Origin of the sequence: Vreelandella malpeensis, from assembly GCF_020622355.1 — a bacterium.
GTDB classification, from domain to species: domain Bacteria; phylum Pseudomonadota; class Gammaproteobacteria; order Pseudomonadales; family Halomonadaceae; genus Vreelandella; species Vreelandella malpeensis.
The window spans coordinates 29534-44991 of record NZ_WHVL01000001.1; the positions used below are offsets into that span (position 1 = coordinate 29534).

The 15458-nt window shown below is 62.7% G+C and carries 13 protein-coding genes and 3 tRNA genes; 6 read left to right on the top strand and 10 right to left on the bottom strand.

Annotated features, from left to right (window positions below; all coding sequences use genetic code 11):
- Nucleotides 1-18: 18 nt before the first annotated feature.
- Complete coding sequence (gene hemH, locus GEV37_RS00155; RefSeq protein WP_227388150.1) at nucleotides 19-1101, bottom strand: ferrochelatase; 1083 nt, start codon at nucleotides 1099-1101, stop codon at nucleotides 19-21.
- A gap of 124 nt (nucleotides 1102-1225) precedes the next feature.
- On the opposite strand from hemH, the gene GEV37_RS00160 reads away from it, so the two are divergent.
- On the top strand, nucleotides 1226-2797 hold the full coding sequence (locus GEV37_RS00160) for a cryptochrome/photolyase family protein (protein ID WP_227388151.1): 1572 nt from the start codon (nucleotides 1226-1228) through the stop codon (nucleotides 2795-2797).
- 262 nt (nucleotides 2798-3059) lie between these two features.
- Here the strand turns inward: GEV37_RS00160 and GEV37_RS00165 are convergent, their stop codons facing one another.
- The 9 genes from GEV37_RS00165 to rnr form a co-directional block, all read right to left on the bottom strand.
- Nucleotides 3060-3362: a DUF6482 family protein gene (locus tag GEV37_RS00165; protein ID WP_227388152.1), complete on the bottom strand. Its 303-nt coding sequence runs from the start codon at nucleotides 3360-3362 to the stop codon at nucleotides 3060-3062.
- Between the two features lie 218 nt (nucleotides 3363-3580).
- Complete coding sequence (locus GEV37_RS00170) at nucleotides 3581-3877, bottom strand: hypothetical protein (RefSeq protein ID WP_227388153.1); 297 nt, start codon at nucleotides 3875-3877, stop codon at nucleotides 3581-3583.
- 50 nt (nucleotides 3878-3927) lie between these two features.
- Complete coding sequence (dnaB, locus tag GEV37_RS00175; RefSeq protein ID WP_227388154.1) at nucleotides 3928-5313, bottom strand: replicative DNA helicase; 1386 nt, start codon at nucleotides 5311-5313, stop codon at nucleotides 3928-3930.
- A 219-nt stretch (nucleotides 5314-5532) separates the two neighbouring features.
- Nucleotides 5533-5979 (bottom strand): 50S ribosomal protein L9, encoded by a 447-nt coding sequence (gene rplI / locus GEV37_RS00180; protein WP_227388155.1) that lies wholly within the window; start codon nucleotides 5977-5979, stop codon nucleotides 5533-5535.
- A gap of 15 nt (nucleotides 5980-5994) precedes the next feature.
- On the bottom strand, nucleotides 5995-6846 hold the full coding sequence (locus GEV37_RS00185) for a hypothetical protein (RefSeq protein WP_227389184.1): 852 nt from the start codon (nucleotides 6844-6846) through the stop codon (nucleotides 5995-5997).
- 12 nt (nucleotides 6847-6858) lie between these two features.
- On the bottom strand, nucleotides 6859-7086 hold the full coding sequence (gene rpsR, locus GEV37_RS00190; protein ID WP_009097135.1) for a 30S ribosomal protein S18: 228 nt from the start codon (nucleotides 7084-7086) through the stop codon (nucleotides 6859-6861).
- 34 nt (nucleotides 7087-7120) lie between these two features.
- The gene (rpsF, locus tag GEV37_RS00195; RefSeq protein ID WP_227388156.1) at nucleotides 7121-7501 is read right to left on the bottom strand and encodes a 30S ribosomal protein S6; all 381 of its coding nucleotides are present in this window, start codon (nucleotides 7499-7501) and stop codon (nucleotides 7121-7123) included.
- 222 nt (nucleotides 7502-7723) lie between these two features.
- Complete coding sequence (gene rlmB, locus GEV37_RS00200; protein ID WP_227388157.1) at nucleotides 7724-8521, bottom strand: 23S rRNA (guanosine(2251)-2'-O)-methyltransferase RlmB; 798 nt, start codon at nucleotides 8519-8521, stop codon at nucleotides 7724-7726.
- A 2-nt stretch (nucleotides 8522-8523) separates the two neighbouring features.
- Nucleotides 8524-10998 carry a ribonuclease R gene (rnr, locus tag GEV37_RS00205; RefSeq protein ID WP_227388158.1) on the bottom strand — a complete coding sequence of 825 codons (2475 nt, stop codon included), beginning with the start codon at nucleotides 10996-10998 and terminating at the stop codon, nucleotides 8524-8526.
- A gap of 275 nt (nucleotides 10999-11273) precedes the next feature.
- On the opposite strand from rnr, the gene GEV37_RS00210 reads away from it, so the two are divergent.
- The 5 genes from GEV37_RS00210 (at nucleotide 11274) to GEV37_RS00230 (ending at nucleotide 15412) form a co-directional block, all read left to right on the top strand.
- A tRNA-Leu gene (locus GEV37_RS00210) sits at nucleotides 11274-11360 on the top strand.
- A 56-nt stretch (nucleotides 11361-11416) separates the two neighbouring features.
- Nucleotides 11417-11503, top strand: a tRNA-Leu gene (locus GEV37_RS00215).
- Nucleotides 11504-11528: 25 nt separating this feature from the next.
- A tRNA-Leu gene (locus tag GEV37_RS00220) sits at nucleotides 11529-11615 on the top strand.
- A 225-nt stretch (nucleotides 11616-11840) separates the two neighbouring features.
- Entirely contained in the window at nucleotides 11841-13391 is a 1551-nt protein-coding gene (locus tag GEV37_RS00225) for a BCCT family transporter (protein ID WP_227388159.1), read from the top strand.
- Nucleotides 13388-15412 carry a CocE/NonD family hydrolase gene (locus tag GEV37_RS00230; protein ID WP_227388160.1) on the top strand — a complete coding sequence of 675 codons (2025 nt, stop codon included), beginning with the start codon at nucleotides 13388-13390 and terminating at the stop codon, nucleotides 15410-15412. The genes GEV37_RS00225 and GEV37_RS00230 overlap by 4 nt, the downstream gene beginning before the upstream one ends.
- Nucleotides 15413-15458 lie beyond the last annotated feature (46 nt).

The window sequence follows — 15458 nt, forward strand, 5'->3', positions numbered from 1 at the left end:
AAGCCTTGGGAAATTATGTCATTGCGGCGTTGAAAGCCAGCCCGCGAGCTCCGATTCGAGGATGTCGACGAGCGCCTCTACATGATCGTCGCGATCGTTCAGGCAGGGAATGTAGCTGAAGGTCTCGCCGCCGGCGTGCAGGAAACTTTCGCGAATCTCCTCTTGAATCTCCTCGAGGGTTTCGACACAGTCCGATGAGAAAGCCGGCGAGATCACCGCGATGTGCTTGTGCCCCTGGCGGGCGAGCTCGGCGACGTGCTCGACGGTCTGCGGGCCCACCCACTTCTCCGGGCCGAACTGGGACTGGAAGGCGGTATCGATCTCTTCGCGCTCGAAGCCCAGCGTCTCGCGCAGAAGCCGCGTGGTCTTCTGGCAGTGGCAGTGGTAGGGGTCACCCTCCAGCAAGTAGCGCTCCGGCACGCCGTGATAGCTGGCCACCAGCTTGCTCGGGCGAGTATCGAAGCCGGCGTAGGCCTCCTCGACAGAGTTGGCCAGCGCCCGCAGGTAGCTCGGGTGATCGAAGTAGGCGGGTACGGTACGAAGTGCCGGCTGCCACTTCATCTTCATCAGGCTGCGAAACGCCTGGTCATTGGCAGTGGCGGTGGTCGGCGAGCCGTACTGCGGATAGAGCGGGAAGAACACGATGCGCTCGCAGCCCTCGGCCTGCAGACGCTCGAGCACGCTGGGCGTGGAGGGATTGCCGTAGCGCATGCAGAAGTCCACCTCGACCGCATCGCCATGCAGCGCTTTCAGTTGGGCGGCGACCTTGGCGGTCTGCGCGCGGGTGATGGTCAAAAGCGGGCTCTCGTCGGCCTCGGTGTTCCAGATGCTCTTGTACGCCTTGCCCGACGAGAACGGCCGCTTGGTCAGGATGATCGTCTGCAACAGCGGCTGCCATTTCCAGCGCGCGTAATCCACCACCCGCTGATCGGACAGGAACTCGTTGAGGTAGCGACGCATCGACCAGTAGTCGGTCGCATCCGGCGTTCCCAGATTGGCCAGCACCACGCCCACCTTCTTGCGGGCCACCGGTGGATGGGATTCCGGCGCGTGGGCCAGGCGCCCTTCGCAGGGCCGGTCCGTTGACATGCTCTCGCTCATGGCAGTCGCTCCTTCGAAATCAATCAAGCCGAGTGGGTCGAGGGCGAAAAGCTTACCATCTTTCGGTGTTTCGGCAGTATGAAGTTATACTATCGACATCATCTGTATAACTGCGGATCAACTCATGTCCAAGCCGCTACTGCTGGTACTGGGCGATCAGCTGACGCTGTCACTGCCGACGCTCGAAGACGCTCCGACCGATGCGGTCGTGGCGCTGTGCGAAGTGAAGGAAGAAGCGCGCTACGTCCCTCACCACGTCCACAAGATCGGCCTGTTTCTGGCCGCCATGCGCCACTTCGCCCGCGAACTCGAACGCAAGGGATTCACCCTGGCCTATAGTCGCCTCGACGATCCCCATAACACCCACTCGCTCGTCGAGGAAGCCGAACGACTGGCCAAGCACCACGGCTGTGACGAGATCCGCGTTACCCGTCCGGGCGAGTGGCGCCTCTGGGAAGCGATGCGCCAGCGCCAAGAGGCTGTCCTGCCCTGGCGCTTGCTCGAGGATACACGCTTTTTCACCACGCCCGCTGATTTCGCCGACTGGATGCGGGGGCGCACTCAGCCGCGCATGGAGTACTTCTACCGTGAGCAGAGAAAAAGAACCGGACTTTTGATGGAGGGAGACGAGCCGGCGGGCGGGCAGTGGAACTTCGACCATGACAATCGCGAGCCCTTGAAGGGCCGCACGCACTTCCCCACCCTGCCCCATCACCATCAGGATGCGACCACCCGCCAGGCCCTGGCGGATGCCGCGCGCCACTTCCCCGAACACATGGGCGATATCACGAATTTCAACCTGCCGGTGACGCGACGCCAGGCCCTGTCGGATCTCAGGCACTTCATTGCCGAAGCGCTGGCGGACTTCGGCCGCTATCAGGATGCGATCAGCGACCGCGAGCCCTATCTTTATCACTCGCGGCTGTCGGCGGCGATGAACATCGGCCTGCTCTCGCCTCGGGAGGTGTGCGAAGCCGCCGAGCGCAGCTATTACGAAAAAGGCGCGCCGATCAACGCCGTCGAAGGCTTCATTCGCCAGATACTGGGCTGGCGGGAGTACGTTCGCGGGCTCTACTGGACGCAGATGCCCGGCTACAAGCGTGAAAACCGGCTGAACGCCCGCCGCGAACTGCCGTCGTTCTACTGGGATGCGAAGACCGACCTGCGCTGCATGAACCGAGCCCTGCAGATGACCATCGACAACGCTTACGCCCACCATATTCAGCGACTGATGATCACCGGGAATTTCGCCCTCTTGTGCGGCGTCAAGCCCGAAGCGCTATGCGACTGGTATCTGGCGGTCTACGCCGATGCCAGCGAGTGGGTCGAGCTTCCCAATACGCTGGGCATGGTGCTGCACGCCGACGGCGGGCTGATGGGCTCCAAGCCCTACTGCGCCTCGGGCAAGTACATCGACAGGATGTCGGATCACTGCGCCCAGTGCCGCTACTCTCCCAAGCAACTGACCGGCACCCACGCCTGCCCCTTCAACAGCCTTTATTGGCACTTTCTCGAACGCAACGCCGAGCGGTTGCAGGACAACCCGCGCATGAAGCTGATCTATGGTTCGCTGAACCGAATGAGCGATGAAAAACGTGATGCGATTCGCCAGCAAGCCGAGTCCTTTCTACGCCGGCTCACTCCAGAAAAAGGCTATGGTTTGCCCTGTCATACCCGAGGATATCAACGCTCATGACATCGCTCGACCCGTTCAAGGCGCGCGCGCCGGTGTGAGCGTTGAGGCGCTGATGGGCAAGCTGCACGTCGAGAACGCACAAGGAGCTGGTACGTGGCGATAGATGCAAGCCGGGCCCTCCATGTGACGCTGGGCTACCGGCGATGGGTCAGGTTATCGTGTTTACCGGGCCTGCGCGGCGTATTGAATGCAGGCGACGGCGTGTTTCCCGTTACCGCGTAGGGCTGGGACGCTGGTACGAGAGGGCGACGCGTGCCGGAGACTAGAACACCAGCGGCATGCGCGAGGTGAGTGGCTCGCTGTAATGTGCATCGCGGCCGATCATTTCGTCGTGGGGTACGTGCTGTACCAGATAGGCGCGGTGGATACCGGCGCGGGCCAGTTCCAGGTAGACGTCGTCCAACGCACGAAACAGCATCGGCTTGCCGCGCTGGGTGAGCATGTGGCGAGCGCCTTCCATATCTTCAAGTTCTACCTGGTAGAAGCGGCTACCCGAATGAGTGATGACGCGAATTTCAAAGTTGCCGGAGCCTTCGACGAAGGCTTTCAATTGGTTCAGTTCCATGGATCCCTCCAAGTTATTGGTCGTCATGAGTCACAGAGTGACCGCTCGATGTGACACTCGTGTTACCCGTTTCATAACAGTAGCGCAAAGCATCAACGTCGCGCCAACGCGTTAGGACGGCTCACAAGCCGAAGAGTTCCTGACCGCTCGGTTAAAAAAGAGCGCATCCTCAGGATGCGCTCGTACAGGATCGCTGGCACTGGGTCATTGATACTGGGTCACTGGTACTGCGAAGGATCGATCGCCTTGCCCAGCGAGTTACGGTCGATCCAGTTGCCGCCCTTGGTCTCCTTGTAGCGAAACACCACCTTGTCGCCCACGACCACGGGGAGCTCGGCATCCTCGGTCTGGTAGCTGAAGGTTTCACCGTTGACCACCAGAAAATAACGGTAGAGATCCGGCATGCCCAGCCACTCCTTGAACGGCCCTTCGCGCTCGAGCGATTCGAGCTCGCCGCGCCCCTCGAGCTTAGGAAGCCGCTTGCGGTTGCCCCGCCTGAAACCACCACCTGCCATGTACTGCTCCTTCGTGTCATACGTTGAATGATACGTGCTCGATGCCGACGCTATTCGCCGAACGTCCCGCCGTAGCTGTCCGGCGCCAGGTCTTCGAAGCGCGTGTACTTGCCGATGAACGCCATGTGCACGGTGCCGATCGGGCCGTTACGCTGCTTGCCGATGATCAGCTCGGCCAGGCCCTGGTTGTCCGGGTTGTCCGGGTTGTAGACCTCGTCGCGGTAGACGAAGGCGATGACGTCGGCATCCTGCTCGATGGCACCGGATTCACGCAGATCCGACATGACCGGGCGCTTGTTGGGGCGCTGCTCCAGCGAGCGGTTGAGCTGGGAGAGCGCCACCACCGGGCAGCCGAACTCCTTGGCCAGGCCCTTGAGCGAGCGCGAGATTTCCGATATCTCGCCGGTGCGGTTCTCGGAGAAGCCGGGAATCTGCATCAGCTGAAGATAGTCGATCATGATCAGGGCCATGTTGCCGTGCTCGCGAACGATACGCCGGATGCGCGAGCGCATCTCGTTGGGCGAGAGCGCGGCGGTATCGTCGATGAACAGCTGCTTGTCCTTCAAGAGATTGACCGCCGAGGTCAGGCGCGGCCAATCCTCGTCCTCGAGCTGGCCCGAGCGCACTCGGGTCTGGTCGATGCGCCCAAGCGACGAGAGCATCCTGAGCATCAAGGATTCCGCAGGCATCTCCATGGAGAACACCATCACCGGCTTGTCGCTCGAGATCACCGCGTGCTCCACCAGGTTCATGGCGAAGGTGGTCTTACCCATCGACGGGCGCCCGGCAATGATCACCAGATCCGAGGGCTGCCAACCCGAGGTCATCTCGTCGAGATCGCGAAACCCGGAGGAGAGTCCGGTCATCTCGCCTTTCATGTTGAACAGCTCGTCGATGCGATCGACGGCCTTGGTGAGAAGCTCGCTCATGCCGATCGGCCCGCCGGTCTTGGGGCGCTCCTCGGCGATCTGGAATACCAGCCGTTCGGCTTCGTTCAGAAGCTCATCCGCCGGCCGCCCCTGGGGCGAGAAGGCGCCGTCGGCGATCTGGTTGGCCGCGCGGATCAGCTTGCGAAGGGTGGCCCGCTCGCGCACGATATCCGCGTAGGCGCGAATGTTGCTCGCCGACGGCGTGTTGCGGGCAAGCTCGGCGAGAAAGCCGAGCCCGCCGACGCTGTCGAGCTGATCGCGGGCTTCAAGGGCTTCCGAGAGCGTCACCACGTCCAGAGGCTGGCTCGACTCCGCCAGGTGAATCATCACGTTGAACACCAGGCGATGCTCGTAGCGGTAGAAATCGTCCGCCACCAGGCGCTCGGATACACTGTCCCAGGCCTGGTTGTCCAGCATCAGACCGCCCAGCACCGACTGCTCCGCCTCGAGCGAGTGCGGCGGCAGCTTCAGCGCGGCGGTTTCCTTGTCCGCGGAGGGCTCCTCCATGGCGGGCTCCTTTCAAAAAGCGTAGACCTGCGATGACCACGGGATCGACATCTTAATCAATAGGCGCCCTCGCCTGCCAGCGTCGAAGGCGCTCCGGCTCGGTTTTCGAAAACGCGCCGCTTTCGAAAACCGATCCACACAGCGAATCCATGGAACCACCCCACAAAACAAAGGGCGCGGGAAGACCCGCGCCCTTCGGCACAACTGGAAGCGACCGTCTTACTCGGCCACTACCACCACGCGTACCACGGCATCCACTTCGGCATGCAGGTGCAGGGCGATGTCGTATTCGCCGGTCTGGCGAATCGGGCCCTGCGGCATGCGGACTTCGCTCTTGGCGACGTCGATACCGGCGGAAGAGATCGCATCGGCCAGGTCACGCGGACCGATCGAGCCGAACAGCTTGCCTTCGTCACCCGCTTTGGAGACCAGCGACAGTTCGATGTCGTTGAGCTGCTCTGCGCGCGCTTCGGCTTCTGCCTTGCGCTCGGCGGCCTGAGCTTCGAGCTCGGCGCGCTGTGCTTCGAACGCTTCCACGTTCTCTTTGGTCGCCGGTACGGCCAGGCCGTACGGTACCAGGTAGTTACGACCGTAACCGGGCTTGACGGTGACCTTGTCACCCAGGCCGCCCAGCTTACCAATGTTGTCGAGCAGAATGACTTCCATCTCGTAAACCTCTAGTCAATTGCTGCGGGCAAGGCGTGCGCGAACGTTCGCGAATGTATCAATCAGCCCCAACAGCAGCACAATGAGAATCGTGGGCAAGGTTGTGATCAGCAGTACGTAGAAGACCGCCAGCCACAGCCCGTTCATCCCCTTTAATCCAATAAACCCGTGCACCAGCGCGATACCCGCTATCAAAAGCGGCACCCAGCCGACGACCAGCAGTGCCTCACCGCCGAGCAAGACGCCCGCCACGCTCAGAATCATGAGCAGAGCAAGCTCCTTGGGGCTCAGGCGCAGCGCGTGAAACTCTTCACGAAAGCCGCCGGGGTTATAAAGCCCCGCCTGCCAGCTGCGCCCCAGTGCCAGACACGCAATGGCGGCGAGCAGCACGATCAGGCCGGTCACCCCGCCCACCACCATCGCGGCGAGCGCCTGGGTGTCGTAGCCTTGCCGCGCGAACTCGTCGAGCATGCCGTCCACTTCCGCCGAACTCTGGCGAAGCTGCTCGAGCATTAGCTCCGAGCCCCCGGGCGGGCTGAACACTCCCAGTTGCACCATGAAGGCGCAGGCCAGGGTCCCGATGATCAGCGCCTCGCTCCAGCGCATGCGCTCGCGCAGGACGACGGCCATCAGCGTGACCAGCAGAACGCTTGCCAGCGGTATCACATCGCCCTGCATCCACCAGAAACCGGCGGGCAAGGCAGCCGCGAGAATCACCGGCAAGGCCGGTGCAAAGCCGCGGCGCAGGGTCACCAGAGCCGCAATGGCCGCGCCCAGCCAGAATAGCCAGGGCACGAGCGTTGCCAGCGCCGCCACGCCAATGGCGTAGGGCGTCTTCTGCATCAGCCATCGCGCCAGTGCCAGCATCACGTCAAGCGCTTACTGGTGGCTATCGGAGTAGGGCAGCAGTGCCAGGTAGCGCGAACGCTTGATCGCGGTCGCCAGCTGGCGCTGGTAGCGTGCTTTAGTGCCGGTGATACGGCTCGGAACGATCTTGCCGGTTTCGGTGATGTAAGCCTTCAGCGTATCCAGATCCTTGTAGTCGATCTGCTTGACGCCTTCAGCGGTGAAGCGGCAAAACTTGCGGCGACGGAAAAAACGTGCCATGGAGTAGCTCCTTCAATACGTGCGGTGGATAAACTTAGGCAGTTTCTTCGGTTTCGACGTCGCGCGGCTTGTCTTCGCGACGCGGACGCTTCTCTTCTGCCGGCTTCATCATCGGAGACGCTTCGGTGATCGCTTCCTTGCAGCGAACCACGAGGCTACGGATGATGGCATCGTTGAAACGGAAGATGTTCTCGATCTCTTCCAGGGTTTCACCGCTGCACTCGACGTTCATCAGCACGTAGTGAGCTTTGTGGATCTTGTTGATCGGGTAGGCCAGGTGACGGCGGCCCCAATCTTCAAGGCGATGCACGGTGCCGGCGTTCTCGGTCACGATGCTGGTGTAGCGCTCGACCATAGCCGGCACTTGCTCGCTCTGATCCGGGTGGACCATGAACACGATTTCGTAATGACGCATGGAATCTCCTTGCGGTTTGACAGCTTCCGGTGCGTGCTGGCCGTGGCCGGCATGGCAGGGAAGCAAGGAGTTGACTGAAATGCCTGCCGGTTCGATCTCCGGATTCCGGCTCATCGAACGTCAGGCATCAAGCAGAACTTCGTTCAGAACTTTCATCGCGTGGGACGAACCCACGCCGCCCGTGACGAATCGACGGGCGTGCGCATTCTAGAAGGGACGCGGTCAACTTGCAAGCTGGCGCTGGCGAACCGCCTCGAACAGACAGATACCGGCGGCGACCGAAACGTTGAGGCTCGACACCTGCCCCGCCATGGGAAGCTTTGCCAGATGATCACACCCTTCGCGGGTGAGCCGGCGCATGCCCTTGCCCTCGGCGCCCATCACCAGAGCCGTCGGCCCCTTGAAATCGAGCTCGAAAAGCGACGCTTCGGCCTCGCCGGCGGTGCCGGTGATCCAGACGCCGAACTCCTTGAGCTTGGCAAGCGTTCGCGACAGGTTCGTCACCTGATACACCGGCACCACTTCCGCCGCGCCACAGGCGACCTTGCGCACCGTGGCGTTAAGCGGCGCGGCGTTGTCCTTGGCGACGATCACGCCGTGGGCGCCGGCGGCATCGGCGCTACGCAGGCAGGCGCCGAAGTTGTGGACGTCGGTCACGCCGTCGAGCACAAGATAAAGCGGCGGCGTCACCGCCTGCCAGGCACGCAGCTTGAGCCACAGGGACTCCTCTCCTTCCGGGGTAAGCGGCGAACAGAACGCTACCACGCCCTGATGGGCGGCGCCCCCCGTCAGTTGATCGAGCACCTCGCGCGGCTGCTCCTTGAGCCGGGCGCCTTTTGCCCGCGCCCGCTCGATCAGAAGGTTCAGGCGTCTGCCCGCCCCCTGCTGGACCCACAGCTCGCGGGGCGCCTCGCCCCGCTCGAGCAGGCTTTCGAGGGCGTGAACGCCGTAGACCTCCTCGAGGCCTTCCGGCGCGCGAACGCTGGTGCGCGAACCACCGCGCCTGGAGACTGACTTCATGCTCATCCCCTGTTCAACGGCGGTTTCTTGGGTGCGCGGCGGCTGCGACGCGGTCCGCGACGCGTACCGGTGTCGTCGGCCTTGGTGTCGGGCTTGTTGGGCGAACGGGTACGCTCACCCGCCTGGCGTTCACTGGACTGACGCTTCGGCCTGGGCTTGTCGGCGGCCGGCTCGCGCTTGTCCGCGACAGGTTCGCTTGCCCCCGCCCGCTTGCGCGGCTGACGACGCGGGCGCGGTTTCTCGTCGCCCAGCGCGAAGTCGATCTTGCGATCGTCCATGTCCACCCGTGCTACCTGAACGGTCAGACCATCGCCCAGACGATAGGTGGTGCCGGTGCGCTCGCCTTTCAGGCGATGCTTCTCGGCCTCGTAATGGTAGTAGTCCGAGGGCAGCGACGTGACGTGGACAAGGCCTTCGACGAAGAAGGTATCCAGGCGCACGAACAACCCGAACTGGGTGACGGAGGCGATGGTGCCCTCGAAGGTCTCGCCCAGCTTGTCGGACATGAACTCGCACTTGAGCCAGCTCTCGACGTCGCGGGTCGCCTCGTCGGCGCGGCGCTCGGTCATCGAGCAGTGCTCGCCGAGCTCGAGCATCTGCTCGAAGGTGTAAGGGCACCACTTGCTCGGCGGCTCGACCGGCGCACCCTCGACGCGCACCACGGTACTGGTCTTGCGCGGACCGCGAATCACCGAGCGGATCGCGCGGTGGACCAGCAGATCCGGGTAGCGGCGAATCGGCGAGGTGAAGTGGGCGTAGGCCTGGTAGGCAAGACCGAAGTGACCTTCGTTCTGGGGCGAGTAGACGGCCTGGTTCATCGAGCGCAGCATCACCGTCTGGATGATGTCCGCGTCCGGCCGATCAATGATCGCCTCACGCAGCGCCTGGTAATCCTGCGGCGTGGGCTCGTCGCCCCCGCCGACGGAAAGGCCTAGCTCGCCGAGGAACAGGCGCAGCTTGTCGAGGCGTTCCGGTGTCGGGCGTTCGTGGACACGATAGAGTGCTGGCAGGTCGTGCTTGTCAAGAAAGCGCGCGGTGGCCACGTTGGCCGCGAGCATGCACTCCTCGATCATCTTGTGGGCGTCGTTGCGCGATCTCGGCACGATCTCCTGGATCTTGCGCTCCTCGTTGAAGATGATCGCCGTCTCGGTGGTATCGAAGTCGATCGCCCCGCGCGCATCGCGAGCCTCGCGCAGAAGCGTATAGAGCTCGTGCAGGTTCTCGATCGGCTTGACCAGCTCCTTGTGCTCCTCCCGCAGCGCCTTGCCCTGCTCGCTCTCGGGCTCTAGCATCGCCGCAACCTTGTTGTAGGTCAGCCGCGCGTGGGAATTCATCACCGCTTCATAGAAAGAGTAGCGGCTGATCGCCCCGCTCTTGGAGATGTTCATCTCGCAGACCATTACCAGACGGTCAACATGCGGGTTCAGCGAACAAAGGCCGTTAGAAAGCAGCTCCGGAAGCATCGGCACGACCTGCCCGGGGAAGTAGACGGAGGTGCCGCGGGTGCGCGCCTCATCATCCAGGGCCGTGCCAAGGCGTACATAGTGCGACACGTCGGCTATGGCGACGATCAGCTTCCAGCTGCCGGACTTGGTCTTCCAGGCGTAGACCGCGTCATCGAAGTCCTTGGCGGATTCGTCGTCGATGGTGACCAGCGGTAGCTTTCGCAGATCGACCCGGTGCTGCTTGTCCTCTTCGAGCACCTCAGCGGAGATAGTGCTGGTCTGATCGAGCACCTCCGGCGGAAACTCGGCAGGAATATCGTAGCTGCGGATGGCGATGTCGATTTCCATGCCCGGGTCCATACGCTCGCCGAGCACCTCGATCACCTCGCCCACTGGCTGCACCCGGGTGGCAGGCTGCTGGGTGATGCGCGCCGACACCACCTGGCCATCCTTCGCGCCTTCACTGGCGGAATGCGGGATCAGCACTTCCTGGGTGATGCGCGGGTTTTCCGGAATCAGGATACCGAACTCCGGCGTATTGCTGCGGTAGACGCCGACCAGGGTCTGGGTATTGCGCGAGATCACTTCGGCGATGGTCGCCTCGTCACGACCGCGCCGATCGCGACCGCTCACGCGCACCAGCACGTGGTCGTCGTGGAACACACGGCGCATCTGACGCGGCGGCAGCAGGAGATCGGGCTTCTTGCCATCGTCGCGAATAACGAAGCCAAAGCCGTCGCGGTGGCCTTGCACCTTGCCCTTGATCAGATCGAGCTTATCGATCAGCGCATAGGCGCCGCGCCGGTCGCGCAGCACCTGGCCGTCGCGCTCCATGGCGGCGAGACGCCGGCGCACGGCCTCGAGGTGATCCTCATCCTCGATGCCGAGCATGCGGCTCATGTTCTCGTGGGTGATCGGCTTGCCGTAACTTTCGAGCGCCGCCAGCAGGTATTCGCGGCTGGGGGCGGGATTGTCGTACTTCTGCGCCTCACGCTCGGCGTGTGGATCATCACTCAAGGTCCAGTACTTCATGCGGTCGTCATCCTTGATGGCGTTTGCGGGAGGCGAAGAAAGGTCGCGCGGGCGCGCGCTTTTTTCAAGAAGCGCTCGGGCGTCGCACAAGAAGCGGGCGCGCCACCGTGTTTCAGGGTTCTTTCGTGTTTCATGGTTTTTTTGATCATGAGCGCAGTATAGCGCCGCCGACTCGATCACCCAACCGCCCAGGCCCTTCATCGCACTTTTTTTAAGCCAAAAAACGTCTTGGGGACTTGCATTTAAACCAAGCCAGGGTATCATACGCGCCACTTGCCCAGATGGCGGAATTGGTAGACGCGCTAGCTTCAGGTGCTAGTGACCGTATGGTCGTGGAGGTTCAAGTCCTCTTCTGGGCACCATCATCGTGTCATCCCTTTTCACGGTGCATGGTGCAACCAGGCAAGTGTTTGTATTCGCCCGGGTGGCGGAATTGGTAGACGCGCTAGCTTCAGGTGCTAGTGACCGTATGGTCGTGGAGGTTCAAGTCCTCTCCCGGGCACCAATCGAATACAGACGACACATGATGCGCCCAGGTGGCGGAATTGGTAGACGCGCTAGCTTCAGGTGCTAGTGACCGTATGGTCGTGGAGGTTCAAGTCCTCTCCTGGGCACCATCGCGCATCATGTCCATCTTCCCATGAAATCATCGTAGCAGTCGCACCGAGCCTTGTTGCTTGGCTTTTCGCGTATCCGATCATCAGACTTCTTCTCTTCCTAGCTCTCATGCACACAGCGCATGCCCCCATTCGCATGTTTCGTTTCAAGCTCACTCGCTATTGGCGTTAGCCTGTTATTGCCATGCACTCGCTGCATGCATTACATAATAACGGGAGAACGATATGCCGCATCAGACATTGCGTCCTCTGGTCTTCTGGCCAACTTTCTTGATCCTACTCGGGGCGGTCGTGGCAAGCTACTTCGACCTGGAAGGCTTTCTGGCGATCGCCAATCGCCTCAATGCCGGCATCCTGGAAAATTTCTCATGGCTGTTCAGCCTGGGCAGTCTCTACCTTCTGATCATGGCGGTCATCGTCTACGCCTCTCCCCTGGGGCGGATACGTATCGGCGGGCCTTCGGCCGAGCCGCTGCTTTCGCCGCTGCGCTGGTTCTCGATCACCCTGTGCACCACGCTCGCCGTCGGCGTTCTTTTCTGGACCACCGCAGAGCCGCTCTATCACTTCATGAGCCCACCCGCCTCGAGCGGGCTCGATGCCGGGTCGAGCGATGCGATGATCTTCTCGATGTCGACCATGTTCCTGCACTGGAGCTTCACCCCTTACGCGATCTACGCGGTGCCCGCACTGATCTTCGCCCTGGCCTTCTACAACCTGCGCCTGCGCTTTTCGATCTCGAGCATGCTCGAGCCACTGTTCGGCCCGCGCATCAAGCGCTTCTCCGGTCTGATCGATGCGGTATCGCTTTATGCGCTGGTCGCCGGCATGGCCTCTTCGCTGGGCACCGGGGCATTGACGCTCACCGGCGGAATGAACCAGTACCTGGGCGGTGAAACCACGCCGCTGCGTCTGGGAATCGTCGTCGCCATCATCGTCACCACGTTCGTGCTTTCCGCCGCCAGTGGCCTGCAGAAAGGCATCGCACGCCTCTCCGCGCTCAATGCCGTGCTGCTCTTGGCGCTGGGCCTGTTCGCCTTCGTGGTCGGGCCGACCATCTTCAGCCTGGCACTGGGCGTCGAGTCTTTCGGGGTGTTCGTCGACAACTTCTTTTCCAAGAGCCTCTTCACCGGCGCGGCGGGAGAAGATGAGTGGCCCCAATGGTGGTCGATCTTCTACTGGGCGGTCTGGTTCGCCTGGGCACCGGTGGCCGCGCTCTTTCTGGGCAAGATCTCGCGAGGCTACACCGTACGCCAGTTCCTGCGCGTCAACCTGCTCTATCCGGCGCTGTTCGCCAGCGTATGGATCGTGATCTTCTCCGGTACCGCGCTCCATTTTCAGACGCACACCGAGGTTGATCTCTACGCCGTGCTGAGCGACCAGGGCGTCGAGAACGTGCTGTACACCCTGTTCGGACAGTTGCCGCTATCGACACTGCTGATCCCGGTGCTGCTGTTCATCGCCTTCATCTCCTACGTCACCGCCGCCGATTCCCAGACCGATGCCATCGGTAACCTGTGCACTCGCGGCCTGACCGCAGAGTCGGATCTCAACGCCGGGGTGGTCATGAAGGTGATCTGGGGCGTGATCGTCGGCATCGTGGCCTGGGTCATGGTGAGCTTCATCGGCATCGACGGGGTGAAGATGCTCTCGAATCTCGGCGGCCTGCCGGCGCTGGTCATCGTTCTGATCGCCACCGGATCGCTCTGGGTCTGGCTCAAGCATCCCGAGCGCCTGGACATTCCTACCTCATCCACCAGCCAAAAGCGTGCCTCATGAATATCAAGCAGGAGTTCCCTCATCGCGTCCGCGAACTGGAAAACGTCTGGATACCGCTTGCCGACGGCACTCGCCTGGCGGCGCGCATCTGGATGCCCGACGACGCCGACGTGGCGCCGGTACCGGCCATCCTCGAGTACCTGCCTTACAGAAAGCGTGACGGCACGGCGATTCGCGACGAGCTGACCCACCCCTACTTCGCCGGTCACGGCTACGCCTGTGTGCGCGTGGACATGCGCGGCAACGGCGAATCCGACGGCCTGATGGAAGACGAGTACGCCCCCCAGGAGCAGGCCGATGCACTGGAGGTGATCGACTGGATCGCCCGTCAGCCTTGGTGCGATGGCACGCTCGGCATGATGGGCATCTCTTGGGGCGGCTTCAACGGCCTGCAGGTGGCCGCTCTGCGCCCCGCCCCGCTCAAGGCGATCATCACGCTCTGTTCCACCGACGACCGCTACGCTGACGACATTCATTACAAGGGCGGCAATATGCTGCTGGAGAACCTGGGCTGGGCGGCGACCATGCTCAATTTCTCCGCCGCTGTCCCGGACCCGCTGCTGGTGGGTGAGAAATGGCGCGAGATGTGGCTTTCGCGTCTTCGCGACATGCCGCTGCTCGCCGAGACCTGGCTTTCGCACCAGCACCGCGACGACTACTGGAAGCACGGCTCGATCTGCGAGAATTACACGGATATCGAAGCGGCGGTCTACATGATCAGCGGTTGGGGTGACTCCTACATCAACACCATTCCGCGGATGATGGAACATCTTAGGTGCCCGAAGAAGGCGCTGCTGGGCCCTTGGATGCACAAGTACCCGCACTTCGCGCTGCCGGAGCCTGCGATCGGCTTTTTACAGGAGGCGCTGCGCTGGTGGGACTACTGGCTCAAGGGTATCGACACCGGAATCATGGCCGAACCCGCTGCCACCTTCTACCTGCAGGATGGCCTGCCGCCGGCGCCCAAGTACGCCGAGCGCCCGGGTCGCTGGGTTCAGACCGACGGCTGGCCGGCCGGCGAGCAGTGCATCGAGACACGCAGACTGTTTCTGTCCGAGCAGGGGCTTTGCCCACAAGGCGCGCTCGAGAGCGATCGCGCGATCGCCTCGCCGCTCACCGCCGGCGCCTGGCAGGGCGAGTACATACCGCTCTGGTTCGGCGCGGATTTCCCGCCGGATCAGCGCCGCGACGATGGCCTGTCGCTCACCTTCGATTCCGCCCCCTACCCCCAGGGGCTGGACATCCTCGGCCAGCCCACGCTGGACGTGCGACTTGCCAGCAGCGAAGCCTGCGGACAGCTGCACGTGCGGCTTTGCGACGTGTCACCGGCCGGCGAGAGTGCGCTGATCACCTACGCCACGCTGAACCTGAACCTGCGCGATGACAAGGGCCGCGTCGATCCACCGGTTCCCGGCGAGCCGATGCCGATTCGCCTGGCGCTGGATCTGATCGGCTACCGCCTGCCCGAGGGGCACCGGCTGCGCGTGGCGCTCTCCAGCGCCAGCTTCCCGCTGGTGTGGTCGCCGAAAAGACGCGCCGATCTCACCCTGCTCGCCGGCAGCCCGCTGCTGGAGCTCCCGGTTTCCAAGGGCGATTACGTTCCCATGCCGTTCGAGACACCGGAAAGCGCTCGACCATGTGCGGTGACCACCCACCGCCAGGGCAAACCGCGGCGCACCATCAGCGAGGACGTGGGCAGCGGCGAGGTCACGGTGATTGTCGAGGACGACATGGGCGATATCTCCTTCGACGACCACGGCCTGCGGGTCGAGCAGTACGCCAAGGAGGTCTACACCAGCCACCCCGTCGATGCCACCCGCACCCGGGCGGAGATCGAGTGGGTCTACCGTGCCAGCCGTGACCAGGGTGAAGGGCGTTTCGCGGTCTCGGTGGTGAGCCGCTACCGGCTCACCTGCGACGAGGAGACCTTCTACCTCACCGCCCAGCAGACGGCCCACGAGGGTGAGAAGCTTGTCAGCGAGCGCACCTGGCAGCGCGACATCCCGAGGACGGCACTCTAGCGCCGGGCGCCGCCGCCAGGCAGGGGTGGTATGCTAGGCACTTCAC

Excerpts from the sequence above, each read along its gene's own strand:
- rlmB (WP_227388157.1), bottom strand. The coding sequence starts at position 8,521 with ATGAAGTCAGTCTCCAGGCGCGGTGGTTCGCGCACCAGCGTTCGCGCG.
- GEV37_RS00165 (WP_227388152.1), bottom strand. The coding sequence starts at position 3,362 with ATGGAACTGAACCAATTGAAAGCCTTCGTCGAAGGCTCCGGCAACTTT.
- hemH (WP_227388150.1), bottom strand. The coding sequence starts at position 1,101 with ATGAGCGAGAGCATGTCAACGGACCGGCCCTGCGAAGGGCGCCTGGCC.
- rplI (WP_227388155.1), bottom strand. The coding sequence starts at position 5,979 with ATGGAAGTCATTCTGCTCGACAACATTGGTAAGCTGGGCGGCCTGGGT.
- GEV37_RS00230 (WP_227388160.1), top strand. The coding sequence starts at position 13,388 with ATGAATATCAAGCAGGAGTTCCCTCATCGCGTCCGCGAACTGGAAAAC.
- GEV37_RS00170 (WP_227388153.1), bottom strand. The coding sequence starts at position 3,877 with ATGGCAGGTGGTGGTTTCAGGCGGGGCAACCGCAAGCGGCTTCCTAAG.
- GEV37_RS00160 (WP_227388151.1), top strand. The coding sequence starts at position 1,226 with ATGTCCAAGCCGCTACTGCTGGTACTGGGCGATCAGCTGACGCTGTCA.
- rpsR (WP_009097135.1), bottom strand. The coding sequence starts at position 7,086 with ATGGCACGTTTTTTCCGTCGCCGCAAGTTTTGCCGCTTCACCGCTGAA.
- rnr (WP_227388158.1), bottom strand. The coding sequence starts at position 10,998 with ATGAAGTACTGGACCTTGAGTGATGATCCACACGCCGAGCGTGAGGCG.
- GEV37_RS00225 (WP_227388159.1), top strand. The coding sequence starts at position 11,841 with ATGCCGCATCAGACATTGCGTCCTCTGGTCTTCTGGCCAACTTTCTTG.
- rpsF (WP_227388156.1), bottom strand. The coding sequence starts at position 7,501 with ATGCGTCATTACGAAATCGTGTTCATGGTCCACCCGGATCAGAGCGAG.
- dnaB (WP_227388154.1), bottom strand. The coding sequence starts at position 5,313 with ATGGAGGAGCCCTCCGCGGACAAGGAAACCGCCGCGCTGAAGCTGCCG.
- GEV37_RS00185 (WP_227389184.1), bottom strand. The coding sequence starts at position 6,846 with ATGCTGGCACTGGCGCGATGGCTGATGCAGAAGACGCCCTACGCCATT.